The organism is Thioalkalivibrio sp. HK1 (assembly GCA_000583135.1).
Taxonomy (GTDB): Bacteria; Pseudomonadota; Gammaproteobacteria; order HK1; family HK1; genus HK1.
This window is the reverse complement of record JFBG01000012.1, coordinates 1-16,215: the sequence shown is the minus strand read 5'-3', so window position 1 is coordinate 16,215 and position 16,215 is coordinate 1. Positions and strand designations below refer to the sequence as shown.

The following is a 16,215-nucleotide window of genomic DNA, read 5'->3' as shown; positions in this document are numbered from 1 at the left end:
CTCGGTTGTTCGGGGGGACGACTCGTGCTTTTTCCGAAGCGTTCGGTTCGGCGATGAATGAAGGGATATTCGATGATCGATGGCGCAGGTTCCGAGCCGATCTTGATCGTGGTCAAGGAAGGCTCGCCGTCTGCGGTCGCAGCGGTCTCGTGATCGAAAAAGAGCGCCTCGATCCCCTGTCGATACCGATCGGATGGTGATTTTTCGGGTAGGTCGTTCGCGATGAGACCGGATCGATAAGAGACGAGGATCAATCATCGATGCGGCCGATCCTCGCTCGGATCCAGCCCCCGGCTGCGGGGTGGATGCTGCGGTTCGTTTCGAGTCCGAGGGCAAGGAGACGGTCTACGGCACGATGAACGTCAATCGGATCCGGTGCCGGTCACGGGTATCGGAAGGTGAAGATGAGGGCGATCGAGCGTTTGATTGGCGGAGAGGGAGGGATTCGAACCCTCGATGGGGGATTAGCCCATACTCCCTTAGCAGGGGAGCGCCTTCAGCCACTCGGCCACCTCTCCGTGAAGGCTATCCGTGGAAGGTTACATGATCGCCCCCGATATCGTGCAAAAAATCTCGCTTCGGCCGGATGCATCGATAAGGATCGCTCGTGCGGTGGACCTTTCGAAGCCCGGCAACGATATCGACTTTCGCTCGAGGGACAACGAGGGACAATCAAGGATTATCCATCGTTTTTCGCTCCTTCGGCTTCCAACTCGATAGGAGTCGGCTTTCGATCCTCGAGATTCGTTGCCTTGTAATGCGAAGATGATACGGTCTTCGACCCAAGACGAATGGCCAAAGAGCCGGATGCCTCAGGGGATTCGATCTTCCAAGATTCGCTCGAAGATCGAAGGCCTTCGCCTTTGCAGTGCATCGAAGAGGGCGCAATGACCGCTCGAAGATCGATCAAGCCATCGAAGTCCTCGGCTTGATCGAAATGCCCATGGCGGATCGCCAGGAAAGAGTCTTTTATTCGATCAATCGGATATTCGGTCAATCGGTTCGGCGCAAAATAATCGTGGTATCGAGAGTCGGCAGAGTCGGGACGTCGAGAGTCGATGATATCTTTGGAAGGGCGATACCGGCGATAAGCATAGCTATTGAAAATCTCACGATAAAGTGGTAATGATAGATAGTTGTCATCGATCGTAAGCGGAGGTGATTGCCCGTCCTCGCTTCTCGGGTCGAGGCGGAGAATTATCCTTGTGTGGTAATGCGGCTTTCAAACCATCCATCAACCGAAATAGCCCTCTTGGGGAGATGCAAAGATGAAATCCAAGGCAATCGCCACCTTCATGGCCATCCTCGCGATATCGATCATGTCCGGATCGGCGATCGCCCAAACCACCACTCCCGCCCACGAATGCATCGACCTTTCGCAGCAAGGTCAAACCGAAACCGCCTATCGATTGACGAATGAATGTAGCGCGACCATCAGGATTTCGGGGCGAGATGAAAGTAACGGTCTTTGCCAAGCATTCGACAGTCAAGACGGGGAGGACGAGATTGCAAGCAGCGGCACTTTCAATATCGCCGCCCCGGCGCAGATATGCGTTGAGTATGCAGATAGCGCAACCCAAACCGCATCCGGCTATCCGGGTTGCGGCACCCTATCGGATTGCGGCACGGGAGGCAATACGATCACCCAAACCCATCCTACGAAACCGACGGCCACGATCGCTATATCCCCCGCCGGGACTCTCGACATCGACGAGGGCTCTTCGGGTACGTTCACCGTCGCTCTTAGTGCAGCGCCGATCGGGAGCGCTGTGGTGACGCTTTCGAAGACGAATTCGGATATCACCCTTTCCCCGACATCGTTGACCTTCACCTTGGGGAACTACAACCAAGCCCAGACCGTTACCGTCAGTGCCGCCCAAGATGGCGATGCCGTCGACGATCAAGATACGATCACCCTTTCGGCCACCGGAGGCATCTCGGCGGCGAATGCCACCAAATCCGTCGCTGTGGGGGATAGCAAGCCTGCGGGCAATATCGTCATCGTGAGCCCGCTCGGAACGCTGCTCATCGACGAGGGCACTTCGGCCAATCTGCGGATCGCTTTGAGCGTCGCCCCGAGTGCGAACGTGACAGTGGCGCTTTCGAAGACGAATTCGGATATCACCCTATCCCCGACATCGCTGACCTTCACCCCCGGCAACTACGACCAAGCCCAGATCGTCGCCGTCAGCGCAGCCCAAGATGGCGATGCCGTCGACGATCAAGACACCATCACCCTCTCGGCCGGCGGAGGCATCGTGGCCGCCAATGTGACCAAATCGGTCAGCGTCGATGATGACGAGCCGCCGCCCGGCGAGATCCTCATCACCCCGGCCGGAGCGCTATCGGTCGAAGAGGGCGGCTCGGCGGTGCTGTCGGTCTCTTTGAGCGTCTCCCCCGATGACGATACTCAGGTGACGCTTTCGAAGACGAATGCGGATATCACCCTATCCCCGACATCGCTGACCTTCACCTCCGATAACTACGACCAAGCCCAGACCGTCTCCGTCAGCGCCGCGAATGACGACGATGCCGCCGACGATCGAGACACGATCACCCTGTCGGCCGGCGGGGGTATCGATGCCGATGATGCGAGCAAACTGGTCATCGTCGATGATGACGATGCGCCGGCGGCTCCTTTGGGCAAGATCGTCACCGGTCCCTTCCATGCGTTGACCATCGACGAGGGCGGTTCGGTCGATATGACGGTCGTTCTCAGCGACGCTCCGAATGCCGATGTCACGGTGGCGATCACGAAGTCGAATTCGGATATCACGCTATCCTCGGCATCGTTGACCTTCACCGTCGATAACTATAACCAAGCCCAAACCGTCACCGTCAGCGCTGCGGAAGATGACGATGACGTCGACGATCAAGACACCATCACCTTGTCGGCCAGCGGGGGTATCGATGCGGATAATGTGAATAGATCGATCAGTGTCGATGATAACGACAAGCCGCCCTCGGGCCTCATGGTCTTGGTTCCGGCCACGGAGATCCTTGTCAAGGAGGGCGAGTCGGGCACATTGACGGTCGCTTTGAATGTCGCCCCGAACGCGGACGTCTCGGTAGTCCTTTCGAGCCCCGATGCCGATATCACGCTGACCCCGGCATCGCTGACCTTCACCTCCGATAACCACGACCAAGCCCAGACCGTCACCGTCGCCATTGGGCACGATGACGATGCGACCGATGATGAGGCTTTGATCACATTGACGGCAAGCGGAGGCATCGTCGCTCCGAACGAAACCATGACGGTTCTGATGGAGGATGACGACGGGGCTGCCGAAGGGATCGATATAAACATTCCGAGTTTGAGGATCCGAGAGGGAAGGTCCGGGAGATTCAGCGTCAGGCTCGAATCCGAACCGAGTGCGGATGTCGTCATATCCTTTTCGTTCTCGTCCATCGTCGGTCCGCAAGGGCTCACGATTTCGCCGTCGTCGCTCACATTCACGAGCGGAAATTGGGGGGTGTATCAGGACGTCACGGTCAGCGCGGCGCAAGATGACGACGATCAATCATACGCAGCGGAGATGATCCTGTCCGCTTCCGATGGCTATCCCGCAGCGAACGCCAGGATTTTGGTGGAAGTCACCGATGACGAGGCGGACCCCGATTATCTCGAAATACTCATCGAGCCGGGTCCGGATCAGACGGTTGACATCAACGAGGGTGATTCTTTCGATTATCGCGTTTCGTTGAGCGTTTCCCCCGGGTCATCGTCGATCGTCACCTTCTCTCCCAGTTCATCGAAAATCACGGTGAACCCCTATTTCCTGACATTCACCCCGGAGAACTTCTCCCAAAAGCAGACCATGACGGTCAGGGCCTTGGTCGATGATGATCTGATACATAACAACTACGAGTTCAAGGCCCAGTTGGGACCGGATGTCTACGCCGAGATCGTCAGGAGGGAGATCAGGGTCTTGGATAGAACCGAACCCGAGCCCGAAGGCCCCTTTCTCTCGTTGGAGGCCGTCGATGGCTCCCGCCCATCGGTCAACGAAGGCGAGACCGAACAGTTCCATATCCTTTTGGGCTACCAGCCGGAAACGGATGTGCAGGTCGCTCTTTCCACCGACAGCCCGGAAATCATCACCTTGAATACGAACACGATATCGATCCCTCGGGATGATTGGCAAACTCCCCACGTATTCAATGTCAGCGCCGCTGCCGATGACGATGCGCTAAATGTCGATGTTCGGGTCAACGCCACATCCACCGCTGGGGGCCAAGAGGAAAGCGCCTCCATGCTCATCGTGGTCAAGGACACCACCGGCGCTGAATGGGCGCAGCAAGCGCAAGCCCCGGCCATTCCGCCTTCGAACTCGTTGGACCACGCCACCTTGCGCGTGCGCTGCAAGCAGGATACCGACTGCGATGCCTACCTGTTTTGTACCTCGCAAGACGGTGAGGTTTTCGAGGGTGTATTGGATCCGATCCCCGCCAACGGCACCTTGACCCTCACGGCGGCGGAAATCGAGGAGATTACGAGCGGGTCATGGGCCGGGAAAGGGCGTTTGAACTGCGAAATACGAGGCGACGGCAGCCTCGAAGCGCAAGTGTGGACGCGCTCGGGGGACGGGGTGCTCGTCAATAACTCGCCGGTTATCGTGAGCCGGCCGTTCGAGGGTCTCCACGTGGCGTCGATCGAGTCCATCTCCTCGCCGTTGACCAACGAGATCACGAATGTCCGCATCCGATGCAATGCCCCGAGCGGTGAGCACTGCACCGATACCAAGCTTTATTGCTATGACGATATGGGTGTTCTTAGGCAAGTCGATCTGGGGACGATCGATCGCTACTCGGTGCGGCATTTGCAAAGCAGCGAACTTTCCGATCTGATCTCCTATGTCTGGAGGGGCTTGGGTCTTTCATGCGATGCCACGAGCGAGCAACCCTTCAGTGTTCAGGTGTTGACCCGCACCGGTAGCGGTGTGCTCGTCAACAACTCCGGCTGCAACTGATCGGTTTTTAGAAGCCCCAACTTCGTTCGAAGCAGGGCCGGTGGTGTTGGCGCCACCGGCCCGCTCGCTTCGGTAGATAAAAGCGGCCCGCCCTTTGCGGGTGCATACGGAAAAGTCTTGCGAATATTCTTGTGCACATCGATATCGGGCGCTCTTTGCTTATTTCAATCGATACTTCGAACGATGGGCGCTTTCGCCCTTTTTATATCGGAAAGCCTCCCGATTTTTCCGATTATCTCGGTCGCATCGAATCGATCATCGATCGCTTGCATAAAGCGGGCTTGCGCTTGAAGCGGTTGTGTTCTTGCCAAAGTTCTTTGGCGCAAAGAATCTTCGCTGCGATGCTTTCGCTTCGCTGATCGGACATCGGCTACCCGCCGCATCGACAAGCCGAATCCCTTGAAAGAGCGCATCGCTCGGAAGGCGAAGTCGTCTCGGTCGGCGAAAAAAAGGGGTTGACGAATTTTGAAATTTATGGCATTTGTAGTATCGATCGTTCCTTCCTTGGTCGGCGAGGAGAAATGATATGAAAAAGAGACATCATCGATTGGGCGGACTCGTGGCGGCGATGGCGTTGGGCATCTTGGTGGTATTCACGTCCCCGCTGCAGGCCCAAAGCGGCGCCGACGATGCCTTGACCCCGCAGCCTGCGGATATCGGAGGCTGGATCGAGCACGATAGTCAGTTGGCGGAAGGGGGTTGGATCGAACACGATAACCAACTTGCCTCCCCGCACGGAAGCGGTGGCTTGAAATGCGACCACCAAGGCAATTGCCGTCAGGCATCGGGCGGTGAGCGCACGACGATGTTTGCCGGGCTATCCATCGATCCGCCGCAGCCGCTTTGCGACACCGATCCCTACTCCTGCTTCTACTTGGTCGACAAAGACCAGACCCTTCCCGCAGGGCTGAGAAATACGCAGCAGGCTTTCCTTGAATGATCATCATCGAATGATCATCATCGATGGTTCAAAGGGAGATTGATTGCAAAAGGGGGGTGCTATTTCGATGCGGCGAGGGCGGCATTGTCCGAAGAACCATCATTCCACCAGCGCTCGATTTCCTTTGCCGTGATGCGCCCTTCGATGCCGATGGCGACGATCCCGCTTTGCGCATTGGAAGGAGCGCTCTTGATCGATATCCGGCGCCCGGTGACTTGCACCTCGAAGGCCCTCGACTCCCCAGTGGCGTGCAATTGGCGCACGAAGCCCTTGATCCGATAAAGCCCCGAAGGGCGCCTTTTCAGTCGATCTTCGAGAACGGTGCGTCCGAAGGCGATATCCCCGGATGCATGCCAGCTGACATAGTCGGGATGCGCCGATGAAGAGCGCTCGGATGCCTCTTTCGATGCCGGGGATTCAGGTATCGGTCCGGCGCTTTCGGGGGCGGGGCGATCGGGATCCGGTCGATCGAGGGTGGATGGATCGAGAGCGAGCCGATCCAGAATCAGCGCCCCGATCCTCTCGCTTTCGACGATCTCCCCTGCAGGTGCCAAAAGACGGATGCGGTCGATGACTTTGGCCGAAGGCTCTTTCGAGATCATGATCAGATCCGCAACTTCGACTTGGGATCGGACTTGGTCGGCGATCAAGGGATCGTCCAGCAGCGAAAGACCGTTGGCACCATCGAAGACGGCGACGATCCCGGCATGGACGAGTTCGGGCTCGCAGGCGGCCACGGCGGCGATCTTCGCCGGGTCCGCAATCCCGCTTGCTTCCACGATCAGATGATCCGGCCGCTGCCGGCGGTCGAGAACGTCGCCGATGGCGAGGAAAAGATCGGCTCCCATCGTGCAGCACACGCAGCCGTTGGTCAGGGCGATGGTGTCCTCGTCGGCGCACATCAAGAGCGAAGCGTCGATATTGATGGCCCCGAAATCGTTGACCAGCACCATGATTCGCTGTCCGCGCGGCGCGTGCAAGATGCGATTGATCAAGGTGGTCTTGCCGGCCCCCAAGTAGCCGCCGATCACGGTCAAGGGCAGGCGGGGGCTCATGCCAAGGGTTCCTTTGCCGGGTAGACCTTGCCGCCCAAGACGGTGCCGAGAACGGAAATATCCTTCAACGCGCTCGCATCGCAGGCCGTGGGGTCGGTGGCGAGAATCGCGAAATCCGCCCGCTTGCCGGTTTCGATGCTGCCGATTTCGCGATCGAGTTTGAGGGTGCGGGCGGCGCCCAGGGTAATGGCATGCAGAGCCTCGTCCACCGAGATGCGCTGCGCCCGCCCCAATATGCGCCCGCTCATGGTCTGACGATTGACCGCGCACCAAGCGGTGAAGAGCGGCCCCATCGGGGTGATCGGTGCATCCGAATGAAGGGCGATCTCGACTCCGGCATCGAGGGCGGAGCGCGCCGCATTCATACGCCGCGCGCGATCCTCGCCGATGGTCAATGCCGCATGCTGATCCCCGAAATACCACAGATGGTTGGAAAAGAGATTGACGTGGACGCCCAAAGCGGCGCAGCGCACGAACTGATCCCTCCCCATCATCTGACAATGTTGCAGTACATGACGCGCATCCGGCCAAGGATATTGGCGGGCCGCGGCTTCGAGGGCATCGATCGCGACCTCCGATGCCTCGTCGCCGTTGACATGGATGTGCATCTGCAAACCCGATCGCTGCATCTGCAACGCCAGATCGAAGATCGACTGCGGCGGGGTGTTCCAGATACCGTTGGGTTGGCCGCCGACATAATGCGGCCATTTGACGCGGGCGGTCCAGCCTTGAATCGAACCGTCGGTCATCAACTTGACCGCGCCCAAGCGCAGTTTGTCGCTCGAACGCTCGCGCAAGGCTCTCGCCCGCTCGGCGATCTCTTCGGGGGATGCCCCCATCGCGCCCAGCGCGGGGACGATGCGAGCGGGGAAGCGCTCGTCCGCGGTGATATCGAGCAGGCGGTCGGCATCCGCCTCGGTCATGGTCGAGAAGAGATCGGTGGCGGTGGTGACCCCGGCGCGTTTGCAGACCTCCCCGTAGGTGCGCATCGCAGGCTCGGTCAAGGAAAGACCGCGAAAATCGATCCCTAACCGCCGCATGACGGGGAACATCGCGGCCATTTCCTGCAGCTCGCCGGTCGGCTCGCCGTTGGCGTCCTTGACCACCCCCTCGGCGTCGGTCTCGCGATCGTAGCCGGCCATCTCCAAGGCTTTGGAGTTCACGCACATCAAGTGGAAGTTGGAAAACATCACCGCAACCGGCCGTTCGCCGCCGATCCGATCCAGATGCCGGCGGCCGAGCCGTTCATCGCGCAAGAAGATCGGATCGAAACCCCAACCGACCAAGGGCCGATCCGCAGGCAGCGTTCTCTCGATCGCTTGCAGGTCGGCGATGACCGAGGCCAGATCCCGCTTCCCCCGCCACGGTTTTCCCGCAGGATCGATGCGATCGTGATAGCCAGCGTAGGGATAATCCCATATCCCGCCGGCGATCGCATGGGCATGACCCTCGACGAGCCCGGGCATCAGCACGAATTCCTCCAAAGAGGAATCATGGACGGGATCTTCGCCGGCATGGCCCCAGGCATCGGCGCATCGCTCGTCGCCCACCGCCAAAATGCATCCGTCTCTTACCGCGACATGGGTCGCCTGCGGTCGATTCGGATCCATCGTTATGATCTTCTTCGCTGAAAATACCTTTGGGCGGGACATGAGATCTTCCTTTCGAGGCTCGCTCGTATCAAAGGTGGCGGCGAGAATGGCCCGCCGCCGAAAGTGAAAAAAGAAATACGGCCCGTTCGATTCTGTTTCAAAATCACCCTTCGCAGAACGATTCCCCGATCAAAGATGGGTTCAAGATATTCAAGGAGGTTTTTCAAGATGACAAGATCGATGAGAGCCGTCGGCGGCTTGGTTGCCATCGCCTTGGCGTTGGGCGCATTTTCGAGCGGAGTGTCGGCCGATGGCGGGCGGTTGGTGATCGCCTCCACCCAAGTCCCCCGCCACCTCAACGGGGCCGTGCAGTCGGGTATCGCCACCGCGATGCCGAGCACCCAGATTTTCGCCTCCCCGCTTCGTTATGACGAAAACTGGGATCCGCAGCCTTACCTTGCGAAAAGCTGGGAGGTTTCGGGCGATGGCATGAAAGTGACCTTGAACCTCGTGCGCAACGCCCTTTTCCATGACGGCAAGCCGGTGCGGGCTGCGGATGTCGCCTTTTCGATCCGGACCGTACGGGATAACCATCCCTTCAAGACGATGTTCGAGCCGGTCGCATCGATCGATACCCCGGACGATCACACCGTGGTGATCAACCTCGACCGACCCCACCCGGCCTTGTTGTTGGCGCTCTCTCCCGCGTTGGCCCCGGTGCTCCCCGAGCATGTCTTCGGGGACGGCGATGATCCGAAGACCCATCCGGCGAACTCCGCCCCGATCGGTTCGGGTCCTTTCATGCTCGAAGAGTTCACGCCGGGCGAGGCGGTGGTACTCAAGAAGAATCCGAATTTCTTCATCGAGGATCGGCCGCGACTCGACGAGATCATCATCCGCATCATCAAGGATCCCTCGGCCTTGCTGATCGCGATGGAAAAGGGCGAGGCCGACATGTATCCCTTCATGGCCGGCAGTCAGGAGATCCGGCGCTTGGAGAAGGTGGAACGTCTGGCGGTAACCGATCAGGGCTATGCCGCGGTGGGTCCCATCAGCTGGCTTGCCTTCAATACGCGCTCGCCGAAACTGAGCGATGTGCGGGTACGTCAGGCGATCGCCTATGCGGTGGATCGGGATTTCATCGTCAAAGCCTTGCACCGCGGGGTCTCCAAAGCCCAGCGCGGCCCCATCATCGAGAGTTCGCCCTTCTTCGATCCCTCGATCCCCGCCTATGATGTCGATCTCGATCGTGCGAGATCCCTGTTGGCCGATGCCGGTTTCGCCGATGGTATGGCGTTGACCGTCGACTATATCCCCGGCCCCAAGGAGCAGCAGCAGACGGTGGCCGAATACCTCAAATCCCAACTCAAGAAGGTCGGCATCGATATCACCGTTCGCGCCGCCCCCGATTTCCCCACGTGGTCCAAGCGCATCAGCAACCATGACTTCGAGCTGACCATGGACGTGGTATTCAACTGGGGAGATCCGGTGATCGGGGTGCACCGGACCTATCTCTCCACGAATATCGTCAAGGGGGTGATCTGGTCCAATACCCAGCAGTACGCCAACGAGCGGGTCGACGAACTGCTCAACCAAGCGGCGGTCGAAACCGATCCGGCAAAGCGCAAGCGGCTTTACGCCGAGTTCCAGCGGATCGTGGCCGGAGATCTTCCGATCTACTGGATCAACGCGATGCCCTATCACACCGCTTACGACAAGCGTTTGGTCAATCCTCCGGTCGGCATCTGGGGGGCGATGCATCCGCTGGATCGGCTGGAGTGGCCCGAAGGATAAGGCTTGCCGAGCGAGGGGCAAGGCCGATGAGCCCTTCGAACGAGCGGACGATCGAGCCGATGATCGGGCCGAGAATCGGGCCGAGAATCGAGCCGACGATCTTCGAAGTCGGAAGGCCGAAGCGAAGCCGCCTTCGCTTTCGGCCTTCCGATATCGGCTTCGGAGATATCCTGTTTCGTTCTCGCGCGTGCGTTCTCGGTATGCTGCGCTTGGCGCTTGGCGGCTGCGTTTTTCGGCGGTGATCCCTTTCGATGTCCGGTAGCTATCTGATCAAGCGCCTCCTTTGGGGGGTGTTGTTGATGGCCGGGGTGGTGGTTCTCAACTTCTTGTTGATCCGGCTTGCGCCCGGGGATGCAGCACTGGTGATCGCCGGGGAAATGGGGGGGGCGAGCGAGGAGATGTTGGCCTCGATTCGCAAGGAATACGGCCTCGATCGCCCCTTGATGGTGCAGCTCGGTCTTTATCTCGCCGATATGGCGAGGCTCGATTTCGGGCAGAGCTTCTATTTCAACCAGCCGGTGACGGGGCTGATCGCGCAGCGGGTCGGGGCCACGATCCTGTTGGTGATCGTGGCCCAGTTGCTGGCGATCTTTATCGGGGTCGTCCTCGGGGTGTTGGCGGCGAGAAACCCCGGCGGCCCGATGTCCGCCTTCGTCTCCGTCTTTGCGACCATCGGCTATGCGGTTCCGGTCTTTTGGACCGGGATCATGCTGATCATCCTCTTCGCCTCGGTGCTGCCGATCTTTCCGGTGGAGGGAATGCAGTCGGTCAAGCTGCGCGAGGCCGGAATCATCGTCAAATCGCTGGATATCCTGCACCATCTGGTGCTGCCCGCTTTCACCTTGGCGGTGATCTATCTTGCCCAATACGCCCGACTCTCGCGAGCATCGATGCTCGAGGTGTTGGGCTCCGATTACATCCGCACCGCTCGCGCCAAGGGCGCATCGGAAGCCTCGGTGCTCTTCAAACATGCCTTGCGCAACGCCGCCTTGCCGATCCTGACGGTGGCCGGATTGCAATTCGGCAACCTGATCTCCGGAGCCCTGCTGGTCGAGACCGTCTTCAATTGGCCGGGCATGGGCCGCTTGGCTTTCGACAGCATATTGCGTCGGGATCACCCGACCATCCTCGGCGTGCTCTTTTTCTCGGCGGCGATGGTCGTGGTGGCGAACCTGCTGACGGACCTTGCCTATCGCTTCGCCGACCCGCGCTTGCGCGGCAGGACATGAGTGGCCAAGACATGAAAGACGGCCAACCACCGATCCCGGCGACGCATCTCGATGCGATGAAAAAGCCATTCGATCGATCCCCGATCCATCGGCGCGTATCGACGCACATCGGCAGGCATAAGTCGGCCCGTACCGGCAAGGTAGACGGCGAGAGGAAGAGGGCAAGAAGATGGAGATGAGAAAAAAGTGAGCGCTCGCTCTGTCGATTCGCAGTCCATGGATGAATCGGCGCAAAGCCCGGCGGCGGAGGCTTGGATCGCCTTTTGCCACAACATCCCGGCGCTGGCCGGGCTCTTGATCCTTTTGGGGATCGTCGCCTTGACCCTCTACGGCACTTTGTTCTATGCCGGCGATGCTTATGAAATCGTCTGGGCGCCTCACGAGAAGCCGCTGACCGAATCCGACTTTCCCTTGGGAACCGACTATTTGGGGCGCGATATCGTCGCCGGATTGATCGCCGGCGGTGGCCCGACCCTTGCCGTGGGCCTGTGCGCGGCCCTGCTGACGATGGTGATCGGCATCGCTTTCGGGGCGCTGGCGGGCTATTACGGCGGATGGGTCGATATTGTGTTGATGCGGATCACCGAGTTTTTTCAAGTGTTGCCGGCATTGCTTTTCGCGATGGTTTTGGTCACTTTATTCTCGCCGAGCCTCGTTACCATCGCCATCGCCATCGGGGTCGTCAGCTGGCCGCAGACCGCGCGTTTGACCCGAGCCGAGTTCCTCAAAATCAAGGAACTCGAATATGTCACCGCCGCTCGCGCCATCGGTACCCGCGATCGGCGCATCATCTGGAAGGTGATCCTCCCCAACGCCGCCCCGCCGTTGATCGTCTCTGCGACCTTGACGGTCGGGGTCGCCATCCTCTTCGAAGCCGGGATCTCGTTTTTGGGATTGGGCGATCCCAATACCATGAGCTGGGGGTTGATGATCGGGATGAATCGGGAATACATCCTCGATGCTTGGTGGCCGGTGACTTTTCCCGGGCTTGCGATCTTCCTCACCGTCTTCTCGGTCAGTCTGTTGGGAGACGGGATCAACGACGCCTTCAATCCGAGGTTGCGGGAGCGATGAGCCGGATATTGGAGATCGACGATCTCGCGGTCGATTTCGATACCCGTTTCGGACGGGTGCGAGCCCTCGACGGGGTGAGCGTCGGGCTCGAAGCGGGCGAGACCTTGGGTTTGGTCGGCGAAAGCGGCTGCGGCAAATCGATCACCGCATTGGCGGTGATGGGATTGGTGCCCACGCCCCCCGGTCGCATCGGCGCAGGATCGATCCGTTTTTGCGGCGAGGAACTGATCAAAGCCCCGAAATCCCGCTTGCGTAACTTGCGCGGGGCGGAGATCGCGATGATTTTCCAAGAGCCGATGAGCTCCCTCAATCCGGTGTTCACGGTCGAGGATCAAATCGTCGAGGCCATCATGCTGCATCGACCGATCGAATACGATGCCGCTCGGCGCGAGGCGGTGGCTCTGCTCGAGCGGGTCGGGATCCCCGAGGCTGCGCAACGAGCGCGGGATTATCCCCATCAGCTATCGGGAGGGATGCGTCAGCGGGTGATGATCGCGATGGCCGTCAGCTGCCGTCCGCGGGTGCTGATCGCCGACGAACCGACGACCGCCCTCGATGTCACGGTGCAGGCTCAGATTTTCGATTTGCTGGGCGAGATCCAGCATGAATTCGGGGTCGCGATCATCCTCATCACCCATGATATGGGGGTGATCAGCGAAATGGCGGATCGGGTGGCCGTGATGTATGCGGGCCGGATCATCGAGGAAGCCGGTGCCGACGATGTCCTCGACCATCCGCAGCATCCCTATACCCGCGGACTGATCGCTTGCATCCCGACCCTCGAAGATGACGCCTCTTTGCGCGAGATCCCCGGTGTCGTGCCCCCCCTGCACGCCCTTGGTAGGGGCTGCGCCTTCGCGGATCGCTGTGCATATATGGATGCCCGCTGTCGGCGGGAGCGTCCGGCGCTGGCGCCGACCGGGCACCACGCCAATGCTTGCTTGGCGGTCGCCGAGGGCCGATTGTGAGCGATCTCCTCGAGGTGCGGGATTTGAGCGTCCGCTTCGATGCCGGGCGCGCATCGCTCTTCGCTCCCAGGCGTTGGCTCGAAGCGGTGCGCGGGGTGTCCTTCGGGATCGATCGCGGGAAGGCGCTTGGAATCGTCGGAGAAAGCGGTTCGGGAAAGACCACCACGGCGATGGCCGCCATCAGGCTGACGCAGGCCGCAGCGGGTCGGGTGCTGCTCGAAGGCGAGGATCTTTTGACCCTCGACGAGGCGGCGATGCGCGCCCGTCGCAAGGATGTGCAGCTGATCTTTCAAGACCCCTATTCATCGCTCAATCCGCGCTCCAGGGTGCGCGATATTTTGCGAGAGCCCCTCGATCTGATGGAGGTCGGCACTCGGGCTTCGCGCGAAGAGCGGGTACGCGAACTGATCGATCTGGTGGGGTTGCGCGTCGATCAACTGCCGCTTTTCCCCCATCAGTTTTCCGGAGGGCAGCGCCAGCGGATATCCATCGCCCGGGCTTTGGCCACCGCTCCGAAACTGCTGGTTTGCGATGAGCCGGTCAGCGCTCTCGATGTCGCGATTCAGGCTCAGATCCTCAATCTGCTTTTACGGCTCAAAGAAGAGTTGGATCTGGGATATCTTTTCATCAGCCATGATTTGGGGGTGGTGCGATACCTTTGCGACGAGGTGGCGGTGATGTATCTCGGTCGGATCGTCGAGATCGGACCGCGCGCCCAAGTTTTCGAATCCCCCCGGCATCCCTATACCCGGACCCTGCTCGCCGCCGTGCCTTCGTTGAAGCGGCGAAAATCCTCCGGCTTCAAGCGCCCGGCCGCCATCGAGGGCGATCCCCCGAGCCCCATCAATCCCCCCAAGGGCTGCGCTTTCGCTCGCCGCTGCCCCCATGCAAAGGATATCTGCTTGTCGATCGATCCCGCCCTCGAGCCTCGAGCCGGGGGACGGGTCGCTTGTCATTTTCCGGTGTCCTGATTAGCGAGAAGATCGCGGGTGAGAAGAGCGCGGGCGGTAAGAGCGCACCCGGGAGGAGCGCGGGATGAATCGATCGATCGCCCGCCCCGAAAGTGTGCTTCGAAAAAACGCATCCCTCACCGCCCATTTCGGTGCCCGATCGATTCATTCCCCCTTGATAATCCGCACCCTCGCACCGATATCAGACCTTTGACCCAGAGCAAGCGAGAGGCAGGCGAAGGCCCGATCGATTCGGTTTCTCATAGCCCCGTCGTTGTCGATCGCTCATGAAATTTCAGCCGATCCAAGAGGGTTTGTCTCCATGCAATCCATACCGAACGAGAACTCCGCCAAGAGCGAGCGCCCACCTTCGCTCTTGCAAGCCGCTGCAATCGCTTTCGCCCGCAAGATCGAGATCGCCGCCCGCTTTGCGGTGTTGATCGCTTTGAGCGTTTCGATGGCGAGCCTGTCGGCGATCCCTGCTGCCGCCGCTTCGACGAAGACAGTCGAGAACATCGAAGACGCCGTCATCGATCCGATGTCGCCGGATCCCGCTCACTTCTTCGCCGCTTCGAACTTCCTCATCGAAACTCATGGGGGATACGACGACGCCGAGGGAAAAAAGGGTCAATCCGATCGCTTCACCAAGCGAACGAAGCGCACCGTTCGCAAGATGCTCAGGAGGATCGATGCGAGCCCGGAGCAAAAAGAGCGCATCGATGCGATCGTCGACCGGTCTTTGGACGATATCCATTCCCTGCGATCCGAGTTCCAAAAGAGCCGCCGCGCCTTTCTTGCGTTGTTGGCCCAAGAATCGCCGGATGGGGCGGACTTGGATGAGGTGCGCAGCGAAATGCTGCATCTCGACAATGAAATCAACGCCCGCATCTTGGGCGCAGTGATCGAGATATCCGAGGTGCTCACCCCGGATCAGCGGCGCATGGTCATCTCCAAGTTTTCCGGCAAGCGCGGTTTTTTCGGTCGCCTGATGAGATGGCACGATAAATGGCACGATCGCCACCATGATGGGGATGACGACCATGACCATGATCGTGACCATGATCGCGATGACCGGTACTGAGGCTTTCGGTTCGGCATATCCAAGATAACGAGCCGACCGTCGATTCTTAGTTATAAGGACAAACCAAATAGCCAAGCCGTCGTCTTCGAAGGCAGTCCTTCGAGGGCGAGGCTTGGCTTAGGCGTATCGGGGTTATTGAGAACACTCCTGAGAACAGGCTTGGCGAGCGAACGCATCGTTATGCATCCTTCGAGAGATTGCTATACGAGCCTTGGATTTTCCTCCAAGCCCGAGAAAATTCGATATCGGTGGCTGAAAAAACAAATTGAGGGAAGAATAAATCCGAGGGGATGGGGCGGAAGAGGGCTAATTCTCGAATCGCCTGCCCGACCGTCTCGATATCCCCGTAGACGACGAAGGCCACGGAGGCGGGACGATGGCCGGGCAGGCGACCCTTAGGCTAGCCTTTCGGGTTCTCCGTGCCCCGAAGAGTCATCGATGGGCGTTGCCATTCACATTCTTGATGGCGTCGAGCAACTCGGTCTTCATGGTGTTCATTCCGGTTGCCATGACATCCATCTTCGCTTCCATCTTTGCCTCCATCTTCGCTTCCATCTCGGCC

General features: G+C 59.5%; 10 protein-coding genes and 1 tRNA gene. 8 read left to right on the top strand and 3 right to left on the bottom strand.

Features of this window, described 5'->3' with window-relative positions; translation table 11 throughout:
• Positions 1–427 precede the first annotated feature (427 nt).
• Positions 428–518, bottom strand: a tRNA-Ser gene (locus BF99_RS0104190).
• Positions 519–1,268: 750 nt separating this feature from the next.
• Here BF99_RS0104190 and BF99_RS0104165 point away from each other — a divergent pair.
• A complete protein-coding gene (locus BF99_RS0104165; RefSeq protein ID WP_156013159.1) occupies positions 1,269–4,970 on the top strand; it encodes a hypothetical protein in 3,702 nt (1,233 codons plus the stop codon).
• A gap of 526 nt (positions 4,971–5,496) precedes the next feature.
• Positions 5,497–5,910, top strand: coding sequence for a hypothetical protein (locus BF99_RS0104155; protein WP_025769873.1), 414 nt, complete (start codon positions 5,497–5,499; stop codon positions 5,908–5,910).
• A gap of 59 nt (positions 5,911–5,969) precedes the next feature.
• Here BF99_RS0104155 and BF99_RS0104150 read toward each other — a convergent pair whose 3' ends face one another.
• Both BF99_RS0104150 and BF99_RS0104145 read right to left on the bottom strand, forming a co-directional pair.
• A complete protein-coding gene (locus tag BF99_RS0104150) occupies positions 5,970–6,965 on the bottom strand; it encodes a CobW family GTP-binding protein (protein WP_025769872.1) in 996 nt (331 codons plus the stop codon).
• Positions 6,962–8,575 (bottom strand): amidohydrolase, encoded by a 1,614-nt coding sequence (locus BF99_RS0104145; RefSeq protein ID WP_197019032.1) that lies wholly within the window; start codon positions 8,573–8,575, stop codon positions 6,962–6,964. Before BF99_RS0104145 ends, BF99_RS0104150 begins: the two co-directional genes overlap by 4 nt.
• A 210-nt stretch (positions 8,576–8,785) precedes the next feature.
• Here BF99_RS0104145 and BF99_RS0104140 point away from each other — a divergent pair, with 210 nt between their 5' ends.
• From BF99_RS0104140 to BF99_RS0104100, 6 genes are all read left to right on the top strand, one after another.
• Positions 8,786–10,351 carry an ABC transporter substrate-binding protein gene (locus BF99_RS0104140; protein WP_025769870.1) on the top strand — a complete coding sequence of 522 codons (1,566 nt, stop codon included), beginning with the start codon at positions 8,786–8,788 and terminating at the stop codon, positions 10,349–10,351.
• A gap of 251 nt (positions 10,352–10,602) precedes the next feature.
• Positions 10,603–11,580: an ABC transporter permease gene (locus tag BF99_RS0104130; protein ID WP_025769868.1), complete on the top strand. Its 978-nt coding sequence runs from the start codon at positions 10,603–10,605 to the stop codon at positions 11,578–11,580.
• Between the two features lie 186 nt (positions 11,581–11,766).
• Positions 11,767–12,654 (top strand): ABC transporter permease, encoded by an 888-nt coding sequence (locus tag BF99_RS0104120; RefSeq protein WP_231471303.1) that lies wholly within the window; start codon positions 11,767–11,769, stop codon positions 12,652–12,654.
• Complete coding sequence (locus tag BF99_RS23665; protein WP_025769866.1) at positions 12,651–13,622, top strand: ABC transporter ATP-binding protein; 972 nt, start codon at positions 12,651–12,653, stop codon at positions 13,620–13,622. Before BF99_RS0104120 ends, BF99_RS23665 begins: the two co-directional genes overlap by 4 nt.
• Positions 13,619–14,593 carry an ABC transporter ATP-binding protein gene (locus BF99_RS23660; protein WP_025769865.1) on the top strand — a complete coding sequence of 325 codons (975 nt, stop codon included), beginning with the start codon at positions 13,619–13,621 and terminating at the stop codon, positions 14,591–14,593. The genes BF99_RS23665 and BF99_RS23660 overlap by 4 nt, the downstream gene beginning before the upstream one ends.
• Before the next feature lie 301 nt (positions 14,594–14,894).
• Positions 14,895–15,653: a Spy/CpxP family protein refolding chaperone gene (locus BF99_RS0104100; RefSeq protein WP_156013158.1), complete on the top strand. Its 759-nt coding sequence runs from the start codon at positions 14,895–14,897 to the stop codon at positions 15,651–15,653.
• Positions 15,654–16,215 lie beyond the last annotated feature (562 nt).